Below are 19,910 nucleotides of genomic sequence, written 5' to 3'. Positions count from 1 at the left end.
CGAACTCTGGCTGAGTCGGCGGGATTGCATGCCGCAATGCAGCGCGACATATTCCCAAACGGCTTGCAAGTCAAGGAATACGGGCCTTGCAGCCCTTGCACAGGTAAAGCTGTGGTTACTGCCTTTGGTTATTTTATATAGGTCGCCAGTTTCAACCCTGCATTCATGAAATACATCGGGTCTACGGCGCGGCCGTTCTGGCGTACTTCATAGTGCAGATGCGTGCCGGTGGAGCGGCCGGTGCTACCTGCGAGACCGATAACATCGCCACGATCGACAGTGTCGCCGACCTTTACCAGGATCTGCGACATGTGCCCATAGCGGGTGGAAATGCCGTTGCCGTGATCGACTTCCACCATGTTGCCATAGCCACCCGTCCAGCCGGCGGTGATGACCTTGCCCGCGGCCGTCGGGCGAACCTTTTCGCCGGGGGCAAAGCGGAAGTCGATGCCGGAATGAAGTGCCAGGCGGCCGAGGAACGGATCGCGGCGGTTGCCGAAGGGGCTCGTGATGTCCTTGCCGATACCGGGATTGCGGAAGGGCAGGGATTCTGCGGTGTTACGCACGGTCTCGAGCCGTGTCAGCGCGGTGTCGAGTTGCACCAGGGAATTGTCGAAATCGTCTTCGCTCTCCGGCTCGACATAAGGGCCGCCGATGGCGCTGTCGTCATCGCCGGCTTTTGCCGTCTGCTGCGGGACTGAAATGCTGAAGCGGTTCAGGACGCTGGAAATGGCATCGGCGGCATCGCCTGCATCGGCTGTCAGTTGATCGACCCGCGAACGCTGGTCTTCCTCGACGCCTTTCAGCGAAAGCGTGACCTTCGAAAACAGACGGTCGGCGCGGTCGCCGACGGTTTCAGGTGCGGGAACATAGGCGAGGGTGGTATTGTCAGGCGTGGCGTCCGCCGGTTCGCTGCCGCCTGAAAGCATCTTGTTGATCGCTGCGGCTCCGCCCGAAAGCGATGCGCGCTTGTCCTTGGTATCGGGCACGAAAGACTGGACCGGCGCCTGCACGTCCTTGTCCGTCAGGCCGGAGTTTTCGGCCCGGTCGAGCAGCGATCCGAGCTTCCCATGACGCGAGGTCAGCGCCATCTGCTGTTCCATCAGCTTGTCGACCTTGTCCTCGACGACCTGCTGATCGAGCAACTGGCGGGAGGTGACGCGGTCGACCTGGGCGCGAAGGGCGGCAATGCGGTCTTCATAATCGTGCTGCATCCGGGCTTGGCGCGCCATGGTGGCGCCGATCAGATCGTCGCGGAGTACGAGATAGGAGGTTGCGAGCAGATAGCCGATGGCGAAGACGCCGACAAAGCAGAAGGCAAGGGCGGCCATCCAGGGCTTGACCGTCATGTGGCGGACCTTGTCGCCGCTGGCCAGAATGAGGATATGTTCCTGTGAACGCTTGCCGAATACGCGCTGATGCTGTGCATGCGTCACGGAGAATCTCCCAATTGATGCGCCCGTGCCTCGATTGGTTTGATTACACACTGTTAAGGTTAACAAATTACTTCGGCCATGGGGCTGGCGCACGCAATGGTTCAGCCACTGCTTGTCGATGTCAATGAACGGTAGAACGATGGCGTCAGTCCGGCTTCGGCACGCGCCAAGTCGTTGAAAGGCGGTTTCAGCGGGCCGCGAAAGTTTGCCCGGACGAGCTCTCGAAAGGTCTGAGCCGGATCTCGGCGTTCGCGGGCGCAGAGAAACCGGAACCATTTTGCGCCGATCGCGACATGGCCCTTTTCATCGTTGTATATGACATCGAGGATGGCGGCGCTTTCAAGGTCGCCGGTTTCGTGCATCTTCGCCCGCAGCGACGGCGTGACGTCGAGGCCGCGTGCTTCGAGAATGAGCGGGACGACGGCGAGCCGGGCGGTCAGGTCGTTGCGGGTGGAGTGCGCCGCCTGCCAGAGCCCGTCATGGGCCGGAACATCGCCGTAGTCGGCGCCGAGGTCTCGCAGCCTGTCGCGGACCATACGGAAATGCTTGGCTTCCTCGAAGGCAACCTGCATCCAGCCGTCGAAGAAGGAGTTCGGCACCGGTTCGGTGGCGAAGCGGGCGATGATATCGAGGGCCAGATCGACGGCGTTGAGTTCGATATGGGCGATCGAATGAAGCAGGGCGATACGGCCGTGAACCGTGTGCAGCGAGCGCTTCTCGACCTGGGTCGGCGGAACCAGCTTCGGTTTCTCCGGGCGGCCCGGCCGCTCCGGCAATGGGGGATCGAGCGGCGAGCGCAGCGAAATCCGGCGCTCGAACCAGCGCGTCGCTGCTTCCTGGGCGAGCTCCGTCTTCCTGTCGAGATCGGCGGAGCGGATGGCGTCGATCGCGCCACCTCGCAACGACGTCATCGTCAGTGCGGTCATGCGGCGAGGTTCCTGACGGCCTGCAACACTGCCTCTGCATGGCCGGGCACTTTGACCTTCTGCCAGATGGTGGCAATGGTGCCGTCGGCGCGGATCAGGAAGGTGGTGCGCTCGACGCCCATATAGGTGCGGCCGTACATGCTCTTCTGTTTCCACACGCCATAGGTCTGCAGCACGGTCTTTTCCTCATCCGAAGCAAGCGCGACGGCGAGGCTATGTTTCCTGATGAAACGCTCGTGGCATTTGACCGAGTCGGGCGACATGCCGACAAGCCCGGCACCGGCCTTTTCGAATTCGCCGGCAAGCTCGGTGAAGCCGATCGATTCGGCGGTGCAGCCCGCCGTGTCATCTTTCGGATAAAAGAACAGAACCAGAGGTTTGCCCCTGAATTCTGCGAGCGATACGCGGCCGCCGCCATCACGCGGGAGGTCGAAGTCCGGGGCTTCGGCGCCGATGCCGATATCCGCCATGTGGAAACCTTTCTTTTGCCGGGTTTATGGGTGACACTTAACCCAGCCGATATATATTGGGCGAGTACCGGGCGAGCTAGACCGGAAATTGGAATTCAAGGAGTTACCCAAGACGTATGTCGGCGATCCGCGGCGAAAAAGTTACGTTTCGCAAGAAAGACATCGTCGCCTTGCATGAACTCCCTTCGGCCCAAACCGAAGATCCCATGATCGTGCATTGCCCGCCGCCGCGCTCCAAGCTGCGGCGCACCGCCGGATGGACCGGCGGATGTTTCGCCGTGCTTGTCCTCATTCTGGCTGTCATCGCCGCCGTCATCGAAAGCGGAATGGTGGATCAGACCCTCTCGAAGCAGGCGCAGATGGCGCTCAATTCGGCGATCGGTCCGCGATACAGGGCCGAGGTCGGATCGACCGTGATCCGTTTCACCTCCGGTCTTCGGCTGGCTCTCGAAGCGCGTAACGTCAACATGATCGACCAGCAAAGCGGCCAGCATCTGTCGACGACAGGCGCAATGCGCATGGCTCTCAATCCGCTGGCGCTGTTTCGCGGGCGGATAGCGATTGCCGATGTCGAGGCCGAGGATATCGCCCTCGACACGGCACTTCTGCCGTCAGGCAATCCGGTAAAGCTCGAAAATCTGCGGGTCGATCAGATCCCCGAGGCGCTGGAAGCGGCTTTCTCCCATCTCGACCTGTTCGACAGTTTCGCACAGCGGGGCGGTACGGACAGCATCCGTATTTCAGGCATCGACATCAAGATCGCCGACACCGCCAACGGGCCGCTGTCGATCGTTGTCGATGATCTCGTTTTTTCCCGCCCTTCGGCAACCGCGCTGCATCTGGCCGGTCAGATCTCGATCAACGGCGAGCCTGCGATGCTGGATGTCCAGGCCGACAACCGCGACAGCAAAACCCAGCGCTTTACCGCCAAGCTCAGCCACGCCGATGTCACGCCGTTTGCCATCAAGCGGAACGTACTTGGCGAGATCCGGCAGGGGGTCAATGCATTTGCCGATTTTACGGTGTCGGCAGCGAGAGACGGCGAGGGTACCGATCCCGCGCTGAGCGCCGGCATTACGCTTGCGCCCGGTCTGATCTATGTCGATGGCGACCAGCAGGAACTCACCAGCGGGCAGATCAATCTCGATTACGACTTCAAGAAACAGACGATCGAGATCGCCAAGTCGCACGGGCAGTTCGGCGCCACATCGGTGCCGTTCAACGGCGCGCTGATCGATCTCGACCGGCTCGATCCAGCGGCCGGCAAGGGTTTTGGGGTCGATCTCCTGGTCAGCGGCGGCAGCGCTTCGCCCGTTGGTTCCGGCGAGCAGCCGGTGCCCTTCGATATCCAGGCTAGCGGCCGCTTCATGGTCGCTACCCGCGAATTGCAATTCCCGGGCATCACGGCCTCCAGTCCACTTGGACAGCTTTACGGCGCTCTGCATGTGAAATTCGGCAACGTCTCGCCGGAGATAAGTTTTGCCGGACAGTCGCAGCAATTGCAGACGGCGGCGATCAAGCAGCTCTGGCCGTTCTGGATGGCGCCGAAGGCGCGCGACTGGGTGTTGAAGAACCTGTTCGGCGGAACGGTGAGCGATGCCTCGATTTCGGTCTTCATCCCCTTCGGCCGGCTGGACGAGGCTGTCGGCAAGGGGCTGAAGCTCGACGAGAACCAGATCAAGATCGATTTCGATATCGCCAATGCGCGGATGAACGTTGCCGGCGATATTCCGCCGATCCGCGACACGGCGGCGCATTTCGATCTCAAGGGACCGCGGGCGACTGTGTCGATCAAAAGCGGCCGGTCGTTCTTTCCGTCCGGGCGTACGGTGGATCTCGGCGAAGGCACGTTCGTACTGCCGGCGACTTACGACAAGCCGCTGATGGCGGAGATGCAGCTTGCCATATCGGGGGCTGCCGATGCCGTCGGCGAACTGCTTACCTATAAGCCCGTGCAGGTGCTGCAGCGCGCCAACCTCGTGCCGCAGGATCTCAGCGGCAAGATCAGCGCCACGGTACAGGCCCGTTTCGGACTGGTCAGCGCCCAGAACCCGCCACCACCGGACTGGAAGGCGTCGATGCAGCTTTCGGGCGTCGATGTCGCCAAGCCGGTATCCGGCCGCAAGATCACCAATCTCGATGGCACGCTCAACGCTGATCCGAAACAGGTCACGCTCGACGGCAAGGGGCAGATCGACGGCGTTCCTGCTGATATTTCGCTGCTGGAGCCGGTCGACAAGAATTCGGGCATCTCGCCGGAGCGCGAAATCACCGCGACATTGACCAACGACCAGCGTGAAAAACTGTTGCCCGGTCTGTCAGGCATCATCGACGGCAGCATCAAGGTAGAGCTGACGCGGATCGACAACGACCGTCAGGCCGTCAGTATCGACCTGTCGCGCTCGACGCTGCAGCTTCCGTGGATCGGATGGTCGAAAGGCGCGGGCATTCCGGCTGGGGCGGACTTCGAGATATCCGGTCCGGCAGACAATACGCAGGTCAAGAATTTCAAGTTGAAGGGTGACGGTTTTGGTGCCAGCGGCTCGCTCGTGGTCAGCAAGGGCGGACTGACCTCTGCGACATTCGATAGCGTGAAACTGTCGTCGCTCGACGATTTCGCGATCTCCATCCGCCGCGCCAAGGGTGTCTTCGAAGTCTCGGTTTCCGGCGACACCGCGGATGCGCGGCCGATCCTGGCCAGGTTGAAGAACGGCCAGAACGGTAGCGGCGACGGCGACGGGAAATCCGACAGCGGCGGCGACATCACGGTGCGCGCCAAGCTTGGACAGGTGGTCGGCTTCAATGACGAGCGTCTGCGCAGCCTCGATGCGCTCTACATGATGCGCGACGGCGATCTGCAGGTGCTCAACCTTTCGGGCGTGACCGACAGCGGCGAGGCGGTGGTCACACAGATGAAGGACGGACGGATCCTGAACGTCACGACCGGTGACGCTGGCTCCGTGTCGCGTTTTGCCGATTTTTACAAGCATATGCGCGGCGGGCTGCTCAACATGACGGTGCGCTTCGGCAATGGCGGCTGGGACGGTTCTGCCGATGTCCGGCGGTTTTCGATCGTCAACGAAGACAGGCTGCATTCGATCGTGTCGACCCCTGTGGGCCAGGACCAGCGAAGCCTGAATTCGGCGGTCAAGCGCGATATCGATACATCGGCGCAGCGCTTCCAGCGCGGCTTTGCCCGTATCGTATCGCAGAACGGCATTGTCAGCATCGAGAACGGTGTGGTGCGCGGCGAGCAGATCGGCGCGACCTTTCAGGGCACCATCCGCGATCCGAAGGGCAATATGGACATGACCGGCACGTTCATGCCGGCCTATGGGCTGAACCGCCTGTTCGCAGAATTGCCGGTTATCGGCATCATTCTCGGCAACGGTTCCGATCGCGGCCTGATCGGCATCACCTTCAAGCTGACGGGCAAGTTCGACAAGCCAAACCTGCAGATCAATCCGCTGTCGATCATCGCGCCCGGCGTCTTCCGCAACATCTTCGAATTCCAATGAAAAAGCCGGCGCGAGGCCGGCTTTCGATGATGCTGACTTGCCGGCTGATCAGGCAGCAGGACGGATCAGGATGTGCTTCTTCTTGCCGAGCGACAGCTTGATGACGCCATCGGCGGTGATCTCGCTGTTGCCGATCATCTTGCGCTCATCGCTGACGGCCTGATCGTTGATGCGGATTGCGCCGCCCTGAACATGACGGCGCGCCTCACCGTTCGATGCCGCGAGACCGGCGCGGACGATCAGGGAGAGCAGGCCGAGACCGGCATCCAGTTCGGCGGACGGAATTTCCACCGACGGGAGATTGTCGGAAAGCGCGCCTTCCTCGAAGGTCTTGCGGGCGGTTTCAGCTGCCTGCTCGGCCGCTGCACGGCCATGCAGGATAGCCGTCACTTCAGTCGCGAGGATCTTCTTGACCTCGTTCAGTTCTGCGCCGCCAATGGCCGAGAGGCGGGCGATTTCATCCATCGGCAGGGTGGTGAACAGCTTGAGGAAGCGCGGAACATCGGCATCCTCGGTGTTGCGCCAGTACTGCCAGAAGTCATAGACCGGCAGCAGCTCGGAATTCAGCCACACGGCGCCGGACGCCGACTTGCCCATCTTGGCGCCCGAGGAAGTGGTGAGAAGTGGCGAGGTCAGCGCGTAGAGCTGCTGCGTCCCCATGCGGTGACCGAGGTCGATCCCGTTGACGATGTTGCCCCACTGGTCGGAACCGCCCATCTGCAGGCGGCAGTCGTAGCGCTTGGCAAGCTCGACGAAGTCGTAGGCCTGCAGGATCATGTAGTTGAATTCGAGGAAGGACAGCGACTGTTCGCGGTCGAGGCGCGTCTTGACGCTGTCGAAGGACAGCATGCGGTTGACCGAGAAGTGACGGCCGACATCGCGCAGGAATTCGAGGTAGTTCAGCGAGCGGAGCCACTCGGCATTGTTGATCATCAGCGCCGCATTGGCAGGCTTGCCGTAATCGAGGTAGTTCGAGAAGCAGCGCTTGATCGAGGCGATGTTGTCTTCGATCATGTCGATCGTCATGAGCTTGCGCGCTTCCTCCTTGAAGGAGGGATCGCCGACCATGCCGGTGCCGCCGCCCATCAGCGAGATCGGACGGTGGCCGGTCGCCTGGAACCAGTGCAGCATCATGATCTGCGTCAGATGGCCGACGTGAAGGCTCGAGGCCGTCGGGTCATAGCCGATATAAGCCGTCACGGTTTCCTTGGCGAGAAGATCGTCGAGGCCGGATTCATCGGAGATCTGATGAATGAAGCCGCGCTCTTTCAGAGTGCGCAGGAAATCGGATTTGAACTCGGACATGAACTTCGTCTCTTGAGGCTTCGGAGGGAATTGCGATCGGCACTTGTTGAAGCGCCGCGGCGCGTTTAGCACTGTTTTGCCGAAAGTGCACTATTCGGCGGCACAGTTTTTGGAGGAAGCATGCCCGCAGTGAGAACCGCGATCGGCCTGATGAGCGGCACATCGATGGACGGTATCGATGTGGCTCTGGTGCGGACGGACGGCGCGGGTGTCGTCGAGCGCGGGCCGTTTCTGGGCGTCGGCTATGATGCTTCCTTCCGCAACCGGCTGAAACTGGCGCTCGAACAGGCAAAGACGATCAGGAAGCGGAGCGAGCGGCCGGGCGATCTGGCAGCCATCGAGCACGAGCTTACGCTACGGCATGTGGCTGCCGTTAGGGAATTTCTCGACACGAACGGGATTGCTGCCGAAGCGGTGGATGTGCTCGGTTTTCACGGCCAGACCGTTCTGCATCGTCCAGACGAGGCGCTGACCGTCCAGATCGGCGACGGCGCGTTGCTGGCGAATGAAACCGGGATTGCCACGGTTTTCGACATGCGCGCCAACGACATGGTGCATGGCGGACAGGGTGCACCGCTGGTTCCCGCCTATCACGCGGCACTGGCTGCCAACATAGACGGCGCCAAACTGCCGGTCTGTTTCGTCAATATCGGCGGGATCTCGAACCTGACCTATGTCGGTGCTGACGGGACGGTGATCGCCTATGACAGCGGTCCCGGCAATACGCTGATCGACCAGTGGGTCGAGGCGCATGCCGGCATTCCCTTCGACCAGGGCGGGATGATCGCCTCGGAGGGGCGTATCGCCGATCATCTGGCGGAGCGCTATCTCGCAAGCCCGTTCTTTACCGCCGCGAAACGCCGTTCGCTCGACCGCAACGATTTTTTGCCGCCTTCAGGTAGCGATGCTGAGCTCGCCGATGGCGCACGCACGCTTGCCTATGTAGCCGCGGCCTCAATCATCAAATCCGCCGGTCACCTGCCGGTGACGCCCGCACTCTATGTGATCTGCGGCGGCGGGCGGCTGAACCGGGTGATCATGCGTGACCTGACGGAACTGGCGGCAAGGCAGGACGCGGCGGTGATTTCCGCCGAGGATGCCGGTTTCAACGGCGATGCGATGGAAGCGGAGGCCTGGGCCTATCTGGCAGTCCGCTCGCTCGAAGGATTGCCGCTGACCTATCCGGGAACGACTGGTGTGCGGGAACCTGTCAGTGGTGGAGTGCTTGCGGAGGTGAGACGTGGAGACCATTCTCGAGACTGAACGGATGCGCCTCGTCATGTGGCAGCCGGATGATGCGCGGCTGGTGCATTACCTGCATTTGACAATGGCGACGAGCCGCTTCATGTCCGGTGGCGAGCCGTGGAACATGAAGAGGTGCGAGGAACGCATTGGCCAATGGTTCCGTGAACAGGCCGAGGACGGGACGACGAAATACAAGGTTCTCAGCCGGGATGGTGGCCGCTTTATCGGGCGCGCGGGGATATCGCTGCACGATCGGGCAACCGGCGAATACGAGATGGGTTACGCGTTTCGCGAAGATGAGTGGGGCAAGGGGTTTGCCACGGAAGTGGCCCGGGCACTGATCGACTGGTTTTCGGCAAGAAACATGGGCCGGCTGATCGCCTTCACCCATCCGGACAATCATGCGTCGCAGCATGTGTTGCGAAAGGCCGGTATGCGGCAGATTGCGCCGCGCCATATTGATGGCTTCGTGGCGCCGACCTTTGAGATGGGCGCCACGAATAGCAATTCCTAGCGGATGCGCTTTGCAGCCGGTTCCGGTACCAGTTCGCCGTTGAGGCGGCGATCGAGGTAGTCCTCGCATTCGGCCATCAGCGGCTCGACCTGTCCGTTGAAGAAGTGGTTGGCACCCGGCACCGTGCGGTGGGTGATCAGGATGCCCTTCTGGGTCTTCAGCTTCTCGACGAGGCCGTTGACGTCCTTTTCAGGCGCGACCTTGTCCGAATCGCCGTTGATGATCAGGCCCGAGGACGGGCAGGGCGCCAGGAACGAGAAATCGTAGGTGTTCGGCTGCGGGGCGATCGACATGAAGCCTTCGATCTCCGGGCGGCGCATTAGAAGCTGCATGCCGATCCAGGAGCCGAAGGAATAGCCGGCAACCCAGCAGGTCTTCGAATCGGGATGCAGGCTCTGCACCCAATCCAGTGCCGAAGCGGCATCCGAGAGTTCGCCGGCGCCGTGGTCGAATTCACCCTGGCTGCGGCCGATGCCACGGAAATTGAAGCGCAGTGTCGTGAAGCCGCGCTTCTGGAACATGTAGAAGAGCTGGTAGACGATCTGATTGTTCATCGTGCCGCCGAACTGCGGGTGCGGGTGCAGGATGAGGGCAATCGGGGCGCTTTTTTCCTTGGAGGGCTGGTAGCGGCCTTCAAGACGGCCGGCTGGGCCGTTGAAAATGACTTCGGGCATCGGTACTCCGGGTTTTATTTTCGCGTTCGGACTGCGCAGACTTGACGGACGTTGTCAGCTTTTCTAAAACGCAGTTTAGAACAATTCGAAACTTTGCATGGCAAGCCACGTCGTGTGGAACGTGTCATACGGCAAGCCCGACGGAAATTTCAAGAAAAATGAGCCGGGCGGCCAAAGCAGAAACCAAACGCAGGACCTGAGATCATGGCGTTGCCCCGCCTTTATCTTGATTGGAACGCGACGGCGCCGCTGCATCCTGCAGTGCGCGAGGCCATGCTGCGCGCCATGGATCTGTTTGGCAATCCGAATTCCGTGCATGCCGAGGGCCGTGCCGTCAGGGCCGCGATCGAGCTTGCGCGCCGTCAGGTCGCAGCGCTTGTCGGCGCCGAGGCTTCGCATGTGGTGCTGACCAGCGGCGCGACGGAAGCAGCCAATATGGTGCTAACGCCGGAATTCCGCATGGGGCGCACGCCGCTGGCGATCGGACATCTCTATTATAGCGCCGTCGAACATCCGGCCGTGCGCGAGGGCGGACGCTTTTCGAAGGACAAGACCAGCGAAATTCCGGTCACATCGGAAGGTGCGGTCGATCTTGAGGCGCTTCAAGCGCTGCTTGCCGGTCACGACGTTGCGTCAGGTCTGCCGATGGTGGCGATCATGCTGGCCAATAACGAGACCGGCATCATCCAGCCGATCCGCGAGGCTGCCGAGATCGTCAAGGCGCATCGCGGGCTGCTGGTCGTCGATGCGGTTCAGGCAGCAGGCCGTGTCGAGATCGACATCAACGCGCTGGGTGCCGACTTCCTGATCCTCTCGTCGCACAAGCTTGGAGGCCCGAAGGGCGCCGGCGCCTTGGTGTCGCGCGGTGAGATCCTGATGCCGAAACCGCTGATCCATGGTGGCGGCCAGGAGAAGGGGCACCGCTCTGGGACCGAGAATTCGCTGGCTGTCGTCGGTTTTGGCGCCGCAGCCGCTGAGGCTCTTTCGGACTTTGCCGAACGGAACGGACGTATTGCTGCCTTGCAGCGCCGTCTGGAAGACGGCATGCGGAGGGCGGCACCCGATGTCGTCATTTACGGCGCTGACGGTCCGCGGATATGCAACACGACGTTTTTCACGCTGCCTGGGCTGAAAGCCGAGACCGGGCAGATTGCCTTCGATCTCGAAGGTGTGGCGATTTCGGCGGGTTCGGCCTGTTCTTCGGGCAAGGTGGGCGAAAGCCATGTCCTTGTCGCCATGGGCCATGACCCGAAAATGGGCGCGCTGCGCATCTCGCTCGGCTTTGCCACCAGTGGCGAAGACATAGACCGGGCGCTCGGCGCCTTTGCGAAAATAGCCGGGCGGCGAAGGCCGGCTGGAGAGGCGGCCTGAGCGCCTCAGAAAATTGCGGAAACGGAAATTTCCGCTTGCCATCAGGGCTGAAAAGGCCCTTTTGGCCCACTACATAAGGGGCAATCAAAAAATGCCCGCACGACAGCCTGCCGGCCCTTTATCCGGCGAGATTGGAGAATGACATGCCAGCCGTACAAGAAACGGTTGATCGCGTCCGCGAGATTGACGTCGATCAGTACAAATACGGTTTCGAGACCATCATCGAAATGGACAAGGCACCCAAGGGCCTGTCCGAAGACATCATCCGCTTCATCTCCGCCAAGAAGCAGGAGCCGGAATGGATGCTGGAATGGCGCCTTGACGCCTACAAGCGTTGGCTGACGATGGAAGAGCCCAACTGGGCACGCGTCGATTATCCGAAGATCGATTTCAACGACCTCTATTACTACGCCGCGCCGAAGAGCACGCCGGGCCCGAAGTCGCTCGACGAAGTCGATCCCGAGATCCTGAAGGTCTACGAGAAGCTCGGGATCCCCCTGAAGGAACAGGAAATCCTGGCCGGTGTCGAAAAGCCCCGGATCGCCGTCGATGCGGTCTTCGACAGCGTTTCCGTCGTCACGACCTTCAAGGCGGAGCTGAAGAAGGCCGGCGTGATCTTCATGTCGATCTCCGAGGCGATCCGCGAGTATCCGGAGCTCGTTCAGAAGTATCTCGGCTCCGTCGTTCCGACGACCGACAACTACTATGCGACGCTGAATTCTGCTGTCTTCACCGACGGCTCGTTCGTCTTCGTTCCGAAGGGCGTTCGCTGCCCGATGGAACTGTCGACCTATTTCCGCATCAATGAGAAGAACACCGGCCAGTTCGAGCGGACGCTGATCATTGCTGAGGAAGGCGCCTATGTGTCCTACCTCGAAGGCTGCACGGCGCCGCAGCGCGACGAAAACCAGCTGCACGCTGCTGTCGTCGAGCTCGTTGCGCTCGATGATGCCGAGATCAAGTATTCGACGGTCCAGAACTGGTACCCGGGCGATGCCCAGGGCAAGGGCGGCATCTACAACTTCGTCACCAAGCGCGGCGATTGCCGTGGCGACCGGTCGAAGATCTCGTGGACGCAGGTCGAGACCGGTTCTGCCATCACCTGGAAGTATCCGTCCTGCATTCTGCGCGGTGACGATTCCAGAGGCGAGTTCTACTCGATCGCCGTTTCCAACGGCCATCAGCAGATCGATAGCGGCACCAAGATGATCCATCTCGGCAAGAACACGTCGAGCCGCATCGTTTCCAAGGGTATCGCCGCCGGCGTCTCGCAGAACACCTACCGCGGCCAGGTCTCGGCCCACCGCAAGGCGTCCAACGCCCGCAACTTCACGCAGTGCGACTCGCTGCTGATCGGCGACAAGTGCGGCGCTCACACGGTGCCCTACATCGAGGCGAAGAATTCGACGGCGCAGTTCGAGCACGAGGCGACCACCTCGAAAATCTCCGAAGACCAGCTGTTCTACTGCCTGCAGCGCGGCATCCCCACCGAAGCGGCGATCGCCCTGATCGTCAACGGCTTCGTCAAGGAAGTCCTGCAGGAGCTGCCGATGGAATTCGCCGTTGAAGCGCAGAAGCTGATCAGCATCTCGCTCGAGGGGTCTGTCGGCTGACGCCGTCGCGATTGACTATTCAGGGGCGCGACTGAGCGCGCCCGTTTCCGAACGCTTTTATGGAAAAAGAACATGCTTGAAATCAGAAACCTGCACGCCCGCATCGCCGAAGACGGCACCGAGATCATTCGTGGTTTGAACCTGACGGTGAAGGCCGGTGAGATTGCTGCGATCATGGGGCCAAACGGCTCCGGCAAGTCGACGCTCTCCTACATCCTGTCGGGCCGCGAAGACTATGAAGTCACCGAAGGCGACATTCTGTATAACGGCGAGAGCATTCTCGAGCTCGACGCTGCCGAGCGTGCCTCCAAGGGCATTTTCCTCGCCTTCCAGTATCCGGTCGAAATCCCGGGCGTTGCCACAATGCAGTTCCTGAAGGTGGCGATGAACGAGCAGCGCAAGGCGCGCGGCGAAGACGAGCTGAAGACGCCTGATTTCATGCGTCTGGTGAAGGATGCGGCCGCCAAGCTGCAGATCAACACCGAGATGCTGAAGCGCCCGCTGAACGTCGGTTTCTCCGGCGGTGAAAAGAAGCGCGCGGAAATCCTGCAGATGGCGCTCCTGCAGCCGCAGCTTTGCATTCTCGACGAGACGGATAGCGGCCTCGACATCGATGCGCTGAAGATCGTGGCCGACGGCGTCAACGCGCTGCGTTCGCCGGATCGCGCCGTCATCGTCATCACCCACTACCAGCGCCTGCTCGATTACATCGTGCCTGACACCGTCCACGTTCTCTACAAGGGCCAGGTGATCAAGTCGGGTGACAAGACGCTGGCGCATGAGCTGGAAGCCAATGGCTATGCCGACATCATCGGAGCGGCAGCCTGATCGAGGCGGAAAGGACGACGTCCATGAACATGCAGACGACGAGCCGCCTGACTGCTGCGGAAGCGGCGTTGATCGAGGCTTTCAACAACCAGTTCGGCGAATTGCCGGGCGACGGCGCGGTCACCGCGACGCGCGACCGCCTGCTTGATGATCTGAAGAAGTCCGGCCTGCCGACGCGCCGCGTCGAGGCCTGGCATTATACCGACCTGAAGAACCTGCTGCGCGCTGTTCCGACCGTTGCCGGCGATGCCGCATCGAAGAGCGTCAAGCCGCTCGTCGAGGGATCTTCGGTGCTTTCGATTGTCCAGGGTCATGTCGATGCCAAGGCTTCGGTCCGCGATCTCGACGTCTCCAGCTACGCGCAGCATCTGCTCGACGGTTCGGCCGCGACGTCGCTTGGCGCCCTCGGTGCCGATGACGCGGTCGGCCGCATCAATGGCAGTTTCGTGCGCGATGGCTACGTGATCGACGTTGTCGATGGCACCGAACTCGACAAGCCTCTCGAAATCGACATCGTCCATGCCGGCGGTCAGATCCATACGCGTCTGCCGGTGACGTTCGGCGCCAACGTCAAGGGGACCGTGATCGAGCGTCACCTGACGGTGACATCGGATGCCGCGCTGGTATCTCATGTCAGTGACATCACCATCGGCGAAGGCACCGAACTCACCTGGATCATCCTGCAGCAGCAGGGCGCCGATGACACGCATCTCGCCCAGATCCGCGTTGATCTCGGAGCTGACGCCAAGTTCAGGCTGTTCGTGATCAATGCCGGCGGCAAGCTGGTGCGCCAGGAATTGCATATCAAGGCGACGGGCGAGGGCTCCGACCTGACGCTGCGCGGCATCAATTTGCTCGGCGGCGATACCCATACCGACGTCACCATGGTTCTCGGCCATAACGTGCCGAATACCGCTTCGACAGAGATCATCCGCAACGTCGTATTCGACCGCGCCAAGGGCGTCTTCCAGGGCATGATCCGGGTTGCCCCGGATGCGCAGAAGACCGACGCCAAGATGGCCTGCAACACGCTGCTGATGTCGGATGATGCCGAATTCTCGGTCAAGCCCGAGCTCGAAATCTTCGCCGACGACGTGCAGTGCGGCCATGGCGCCACGGTTGCCGATATCGACCACAACCATCTCTACTACCTGATGGCGCGCGGCATTCCGGAGAACAAGGCGCGGGCGATGCTCGTCAATGCCTTCGTCGCCGAAATCGTCGAAGAACTGGAAGACGAGGCCTTGGTCGAAGCGCTCGAGGGCGTGATCTCGGTCTGGCTCGAAAAGCACGCCTGAGGCCGCGAAGGAGGAGAACTCTCCTCTTTCGTCATGCTCGGGCTTGTCCCGAGCATCTACCGCCATCGAGCGTGCTGCGACGTGATTGGATACTCGGGACGAGCCCGAGGATGACGCGGAGCAAGGGGCGACGCTTGTGGGTATGCCCGAGGCTTACTACTAGGCTCCATCAAGGAGCGAGAACCGAAAGGGTCTGCAATGGACCAGACTACGCCGGCCGCCTATGACGTCGAAGCCATTCGCAAGGATTTCCCGATCCTCGCGAAGCAGGTGTATGGCAAGCCGCTGGTCTATCTCGACAACGGCGCCTCGGCGCAGAAGCCGCAGGCGGTGATCGACGCAATCAGCCATGCCTATTCGAACGAATATGCCAATGTGCATCGCGGCCTGCATTTCCTGTCGAACGCCGCGACCGAAGCTTACGAGGTTGCGCGCGAAAAGGTGCGCCGCTTCCTGAATGCACCTTCGGTCGACGAGATCGTCTTCACCAAGTCCTCGACCGAAGCGATCAACACCGTCGCCTATGGCTGGGGCATGCCCGAGATCGGCGAGGGCGACGAGATCGTTCTGTCGATCATGGAGCATCATTCCAACATCGTTCCCTGGCATTTCATCCGCGAGCGCCAGGGAGCGAAACTGGTCTGGGTCGATGTCGATGACGAGGGCGCGTTTCAGATCGAAGCCTTCGAAAAGAGCCTGACGGAACGCACCAAGCTGGTGGCGATCACCCATATGTCGAATGCGCTCGGCACTGTCGTTCCGGTCAAGGAAATCTGCCGCATCGCCCATGAGCGCGGCATTCCGGTGCTGGTCGATGGGTCGCAGGGTGCGGTGCATATGCCTGTCGACGTGCAGGATCTCGATTGCGACTGGTACGTGATGACCGGCCACAAGCTTTACGGTCCATCGGGTATCGGCGTTCTCTACGGCAAGAAGGATCGTCTTCGCGCCATGCGCCCGTTCCAGGGCGGCGGCGAGATGATCTTCGAAGTTACCGAGGACAACGTCACCTATAACGAGCCGCCGCACCGTTTCGAAGCCGGTACGCCGCCGATCGTGCAGGCGATCGGTCTCGGCTATGCGCTGGACTACATGGAAAAGGTCGGCCGCGAAGCTATATCCCGTCATGAGGCCGATCTGACGGCCTACGCCACGGAGCGGTTGCGCGACGTCAACTCGCTGCGGGTCATCGGTACGGCGCCCGGCAAGGGCGGTATCTTCTCGTTCGAGCTTGCGGGCCTGCATGCCCATGACGTCTCGACGGTGATCGACAGGCGCGGTGTTGCGGTTCGCGCCGGGACGCATTGCGCCATGCCGCTCTTGAAACGCTTCGGCGTGACCTCCACATGCCGTGCGTCCTTCGGCATGTACAATACCCGTGCCGAGGTCGATGCCTTGGCCGATGCGCTTGAATACGCGCGCAAGTTCTTTGCTTGAGGATACCGTTATGAGCGTTGACGACAGCGAACAGAAGATCGACGTGCGCGAGGGCATCGTGCATTCCAGCATTCCGGCGGAAGAGCTGGCACGCCTCAGCGATGATGTCATCATGGCGCTGAAGACGGTCTATGACCCTGAAATTCCTGCCGATATCTTCGAACTCGGGCTGATCTACAAGATCGACATCGAAGACGATCGCATGGTGAAGATCATGATGACGCTGACGGCGCCCGGTTGCCCCGTGGCCGGCGAGATGCCGGGCTGGGTGGAAAACGCCGTCGGTTCCGTCGAGGGTGTGTCCGGTGTTGAGGTCGAAATGACCTTCGATCCGCCGTGGACGCCTGACCGGATGTCGGAAGAGGCGCAGGTTGCTGTCGGCTGGTACTAATTGGCGGCTGGTATTGATCGGTTAAGCCACTGGCACTACATTTGATTCATGAAACACCGGACCTTCAATCCGTGTGCGTAAGGAGAATGAGCCGATGGGCTTTGCAGTGATGAGCATGACGCAGGAAGCGGCCGATCGCGTGAACGCGATCGTCGGCGGTGCAGGAGCGGATGCCAAGGGTATTCGCGTCGGCATCAAGAAGGGCGGCTGCGCCGGGATGGAATATACCATCGACATGGTGACAGAGCCCAATCCGAAGGACGACCTGATCGAGCGCGATGGCGCGCGCGTCTGGATCGAGCCCTCGGCGGTGCTTTATCTGCTCGGGACCCAGCTCGGCTTCGAACAGACGACGCTGCGCTCCGGTTTCACCTTCACCAACCCTAACCAGACATCGGCCTGCGGCTGCGGCGAATCCGTCGAGCTGAAGCCCGCCGATCTCGCGGCACTCGCCGCGCAGGGTAATCCGGTCGTGACCGCTTCGCATTGATGCGCGGTCTCATGGCCACCGACAGGCCGCCAGCGATGGCGGCTTTTTGTTTTGCAGTTGTCCGATCGCGGCGGCGTAACATCTCTCAGGCATGATCATCGAAACGCTGCTTCTGCTCTTTGCCAAAGGCGCTCTGCTCGGTCTCGTGATCACGATACCGCCGGGCCCGATCGCGACGCTTTGCATCGACCGCAGCCTGAACCGCGGCTTTGCATCGGGGGCTGCGATCGGCATCGGGGCGGCACTCGGAGATTCCATCTACGCGCTGGTTGCCGCTGCGGGTCTCGCGATGGTCTCCGACGTCGTCGATACCTATTCGCTGATGATCGCTGCCGTCGGCGGCGTGCTGCTTCTCTTCCTCGGCATCCGCGACCTGTTGACGCCGCCGGCTACAGCGCGGGAAGTGGGCGCCGGTAATCTCTTCCGTCTGATCGCCTCGACCTTTCTGCTGGCAATCTCCAATCCGGGGGCGCTGCTATCCTTCGGCGGGTTGTTCGCGGGCCTCGGGCTTGTTGACGGCAATACGGTCACGGAGACGGCGGCGATCGTCATCGGCGTCTTCTTCGGGGCGATGGCGTGGTGGGTGGCGCTGAGTGCGGCGGTCAATCTCGCCAGAGACAGGATTTCCAGCGACGTGACGCTGCTGATCCGCCGCATTTCCGGCTGGCTGATCATTGGCTTTGGCATTGCCGTGCTTGGCTATGCCGCGATCAATCTTCTCGGATAATTCAGTCGCGCTTGATGGTGGCGAGCCACTGCCAGAGGTCGGCTCCGGTCTCGAAGACCACGGCGTTTGCCTTGTAGGCCTGCGTGGCCTGCATCATTTCGGTCATCTCGGTGGCGAGATCGGCCGGCTGGTCTTCGTCCGTGGTGAGCGTCGAGGGATCGACACGGCTGTAGGCCGGCGTGCTCAAGTTCGCGACATTGTTGGCAACTGCGGCAAAGCGGTTGGTCTGCGCCCGCATGCCCGACGATGCGGTATTCATGATGCTTGAAATGTTCATCGACCGGCATTCCCCACGCGTCCCGTCACCATCCTATAGCAGCCGGAGCTTAGTGAATGCTGAACGCGTTTCGTTAACGGTGACCGGGGGTTGGAAGCACGATCTGTGTCGAGCTGGTGCAGGTCGTGAAGGCTGGCTGAGCGGTCTGCGCTTGGCGTGGTGACGGCCGAGGAGTATCATTCGGCCAGATGATGGAGGCGGCTATGTCTTCAAGCTTCAATGTTCACAAGGCGGATGGATACGAGCAGCTGATGGGCCGCTGGAGCCGCAAGCTCGCGCCGTCATTCATTGCGTTTTCAGGTGTCGAGGATGGCGAGCGAGTGCTCGATGTCGGCTGTGGCACAGGAAGCCTTACCTTCTCGCTGTTAGAAACCGTTAATGTCGGCGCGATCGAGGCGATCGACTTTTCGCAGATCTTCGTCGACGAGGTGATCCGTCAGAACAACGATCCGCGCATCACCGTGCGGCAGGCGGATGCCTGCGCGCTGCCTTTCGAGGCGAAGAGTTTCGACCGGGCGCTGGCCCTGCTCGTCCTGCATTTCGTTCCGGAAGCGCCGAAGGCCATTTCCGAAATGCGGCGGGTCGTACGCCACGGTGGCGTGGTTGCTGCGGTGGTCTGGGATCATCTCGGCGGCATGGCGGGCATGCGGATGATGATCGATACCGTGGCGGCGCTCAGTGAAGGCGGGCGGCAGTTGCGCGCCCGCTATTGCTTTCAGCCGATGATGCAGCCAGGCGAGATGAAGCAGGCCTTCATGGACGGCGGTCTTCTCGATGTCGAGGAGACGCAGCTGCTCGTCCGGATGGATTACGAGAATTTCGAGGACTACTGGAAACCGATTGCCGCGGGGGAAGGGCCGCTCGGCGCTTTCATGGGCAAGCTCGGCGGCGCGGAGAGGGCGCAGGCCGATGCGGCGGTACGCGATGCCTATGAAGCCGGGCGGCCCGACGGCCCGCGTTCCTTTGCCAATATCGCCTGGGCCTGCCGCGGCAGGGTTCCCTGACTGCAGTTCACTTCTGGATATCGATGCCCGCTTCGACAGCCGCGGCAATGAATGCCAGCCGCGCATCCTCGTTTGTGCGCTTTCCCTTGACGACGTCGGCGCAGATCAGCAGGGCCTTGTCGAGCGCCGGGCCGTCTTCTGTCGGCCAGTCCTCGATCATCGCCCAGGAGGCCGCCTGTGTCGTGTTGATGGTCACGTAGACACCGGGCTCTTCAAGGGCGAGCTGCACGGGTTTAGCCCAAGGCACCTGCGTGAGATCGTCGTCGGATTTTGCCATGGCGGTGTCACCTGTGATTGCCTGAAAGTGGGAGACCCTTAGCTTTCACTCGGGCTGCTCACAAGCTTTCGAGAAAAGAAAAACGCCCGGACCAAGCCGGGCGTTTCGT

19 protein-coding genes are annotated in these 19,910 nt (G+C 61.3%); 12 read left to right on the top strand and 7 right to left on the bottom strand.

Annotation, left to right across the window (positions count from 1 at the left end; genetic code table 11):
* Positions 1-128 precede the first annotated feature (128 nt).
* The 3 genes from J2X43_RS27070 to J2X43_RS27060 form a co-directional block, all read right to left on the bottom strand.
* Complete coding sequence (locus J2X43_RS27070; RefSeq protein WP_310299963.1) at positions 129-1,436, bottom strand: M23 family metallopeptidase; 1,308 nt, start codon at positions 1,434-1,436, stop codon at positions 129-131.
* Positions 1,437-1,537: 101 nt separating this feature from the next.
* Positions 1,538-2,362, bottom strand: a complete 825-nt coding sequence (locus J2X43_RS27065) for a ferritin-like domain-containing protein (RefSeq protein ID WP_310299960.1) — start codon at positions 2,360-2,362, stop codon at positions 1,538-1,540.
* Complete coding sequence (locus J2X43_RS27060) at positions 2,359-2,832, bottom strand: peroxiredoxin (protein ID WP_112387283.1); 474 nt, start codon at positions 2,830-2,832, stop codon at positions 2,359-2,361. The genes J2X43_RS27065 and J2X43_RS27060 overlap by 4 nt, the downstream gene beginning before the upstream one ends.
* Before the next feature lie 116 nt (positions 2,833-2,948).
* Between J2X43_RS27060 and J2X43_RS27055 the strand changes: the two genes are divergently transcribed.
* Positions 2,949-6,350 (top strand): DUF3971 domain-containing protein, encoded by a 3,402-nt coding sequence (locus J2X43_RS27055; RefSeq protein ID WP_310299956.1) that lies wholly within the window; start codon positions 2,949-2,951, stop codon positions 6,348-6,350.
* A gap of 48 nt (positions 6,351-6,398) precedes the next feature.
* Here J2X43_RS27055 and tyrS read toward each other — a convergent pair whose 3' ends face one another.
* A complete protein-coding gene (gene tyrS / locus J2X43_RS27050; protein ID WP_310299953.1) occupies positions 6,399-7,655 on the bottom strand; it encodes a tyrosine--tRNA ligase in 1,257 nt (418 codons plus the stop codon).
* A 120-nt stretch (positions 7,656-7,775) separates the two neighbouring features.
* Here tyrS and J2X43_RS27045 point away from each other — a divergent pair, with 120 nt between their 5' ends.
* Positions 7,776-8,918, top strand: a complete 1,143-nt coding sequence (locus J2X43_RS27045) for an anhydro-N-acetylmuramic acid kinase (protein ID WP_310299951.1) — start codon at positions 7,776-7,778, stop codon at positions 8,916-8,918.
* On the top strand, positions 8,896-9,414 hold the full coding sequence (locus tag J2X43_RS27040) for a GNAT family N-acetyltransferase (protein WP_310299949.1): 519 nt from the start codon (positions 8,896-8,898) through the stop codon (positions 9,412-9,414). Before J2X43_RS27045 ends, J2X43_RS27040 begins: the two co-directional genes overlap by 23 nt.
* Here the strand turns inward: J2X43_RS27040 and J2X43_RS27035 are convergent.
* Positions 9,411-10,088: an alpha/beta hydrolase gene (locus tag J2X43_RS27035; protein ID WP_112516181.1), complete on the bottom strand. Its 678-nt coding sequence runs from the start codon at positions 10,086-10,088 to the stop codon at positions 9,411-9,413. The genes J2X43_RS27040 and J2X43_RS27035 overlap by 4 nt on opposite strands.
* A gap of 204 nt (positions 10,089-10,292) precedes the next feature.
* Here J2X43_RS27035 and J2X43_RS27030 point away from each other — a divergent pair, with 204 nt between their 5' ends.
* The 8 genes from J2X43_RS27030 (at position 10,293) to J2X43_RS26995 (ending at position 18,243) form a co-directional block, all read left to right on the top strand.
* Positions 10,293-11,459 (top strand): cysteine desulfurase family protein, encoded by a 1,167-nt coding sequence (locus tag J2X43_RS27030; RefSeq protein ID WP_310299944.1) that lies wholly within the window; start codon positions 10,293-10,295, stop codon positions 11,457-11,459.
* A 143-nt stretch (positions 11,460-11,602) separates the two neighbouring features.
* Positions 11,603-13,072, top strand: a complete 1,470-nt coding sequence (gene sufB / locus J2X43_RS27025; RefSeq protein WP_112516183.1) for a Fe-S cluster assembly protein SufB — start codon at positions 11,603-11,605, stop codon at positions 13,070-13,072.
* A 72-nt stretch (positions 13,073-13,144) separates the two neighbouring features.
* Positions 13,145-13,900: a Fe-S cluster assembly ATPase SufC gene (sufC, locus tag J2X43_RS27020; protein WP_112387290.1), complete on the top strand. Its 756-nt coding sequence runs from the start codon at positions 13,145-13,147 to the stop codon at positions 13,898-13,900.
* A 23-nt stretch (positions 13,901-13,923) separates the two neighbouring features.
* Positions 13,924-15,198 (top strand): Fe-S cluster assembly protein SufD, encoded by a 1,275-nt coding sequence (gene sufD, locus J2X43_RS27015; protein WP_310299941.1) that lies wholly within the window; start codon positions 13,924-13,926, stop codon positions 15,196-15,198.
* A 198-nt stretch (positions 15,199-15,396) separates the two neighbouring features.
* On the top strand, positions 15,397-16,635 hold the full coding sequence (locus J2X43_RS27010) for a cysteine desulfurase (RefSeq protein WP_310299939.1): 1,239 nt from the start codon (positions 15,397-15,399) through the stop codon (positions 16,633-16,635).
* Positions 16,636-16,645: 10 nt separating this feature from the next.
* Complete coding sequence (locus J2X43_RS27005) at positions 16,646-17,026, top strand: SUF system Fe-S cluster assembly protein (RefSeq protein ID WP_112516186.1); 381 nt, start codon at positions 16,646-16,648, stop codon at positions 17,024-17,026.
* A gap of 94 nt (positions 17,027-17,120) precedes the next feature.
* Positions 17,121-17,516 (top strand): Fe-S cluster assembly scaffold SufA, encoded by a 396-nt coding sequence (gene sufA, locus J2X43_RS27000; protein WP_310299937.1) that lies wholly within the window; start codon positions 17,121-17,123, stop codon positions 17,514-17,516.
* A gap of 91 nt (positions 17,517-17,607) precedes the next feature.
* The gene (locus J2X43_RS26995) at positions 17,608-18,243 is read left to right on the top strand and encodes a LysE family transporter (protein WP_310299935.1); all 636 of its coding nucleotides are present in this window, start codon (positions 17,608-17,610) and stop codon (positions 18,241-18,243) included.
* Between the two features lies 1 nt (position 18,244).
* Here J2X43_RS26995 and J2X43_RS26990 read toward each other — a convergent pair whose 3' ends face one another.
* Positions 18,245-18,520 (bottom strand): flagellar basal body protein, encoded by a 276-nt coding sequence (locus J2X43_RS26990; protein WP_310299932.1) that lies wholly within the window; start codon positions 18,518-18,520, stop codon positions 18,245-18,247.
* Positions 18,521-18,723: 203 nt separating this feature from the next.
* Between J2X43_RS26990 and J2X43_RS26985 the strand changes: the two genes are divergently transcribed.
* Positions 18,724-19,524, top strand: coding sequence for a methyltransferase domain-containing protein (locus J2X43_RS26985; RefSeq protein WP_310299929.1), 801 nt, complete (start codon positions 18,724-18,726; stop codon positions 19,522-19,524).
* Positions 19,525-19,531: 7 nt separating this feature from the next.
* On the opposite strand, the gene J2X43_RS26980 is transcribed toward J2X43_RS26985, so the two are convergent.
* Complete coding sequence (locus J2X43_RS26980; protein WP_310299926.1) at positions 19,532-19,801, bottom strand: DUF982 domain-containing protein; 270 nt, start codon at positions 19,799-19,801, stop codon at positions 19,532-19,534.
* Positions 19,802-19,910: the final 109 nt, after the last annotated feature.

This window comes from Rhizobium sp. BE258 (assembly GCF_031457345.1).
Classification (GTDB): domain Bacteria; phylum Pseudomonadota; class Alphaproteobacteria; order Rhizobiales; family Rhizobiaceae; genus Rhizobium.
This window is presented reverse-complemented; position numbering and strand designations above follow the sequence as displayed.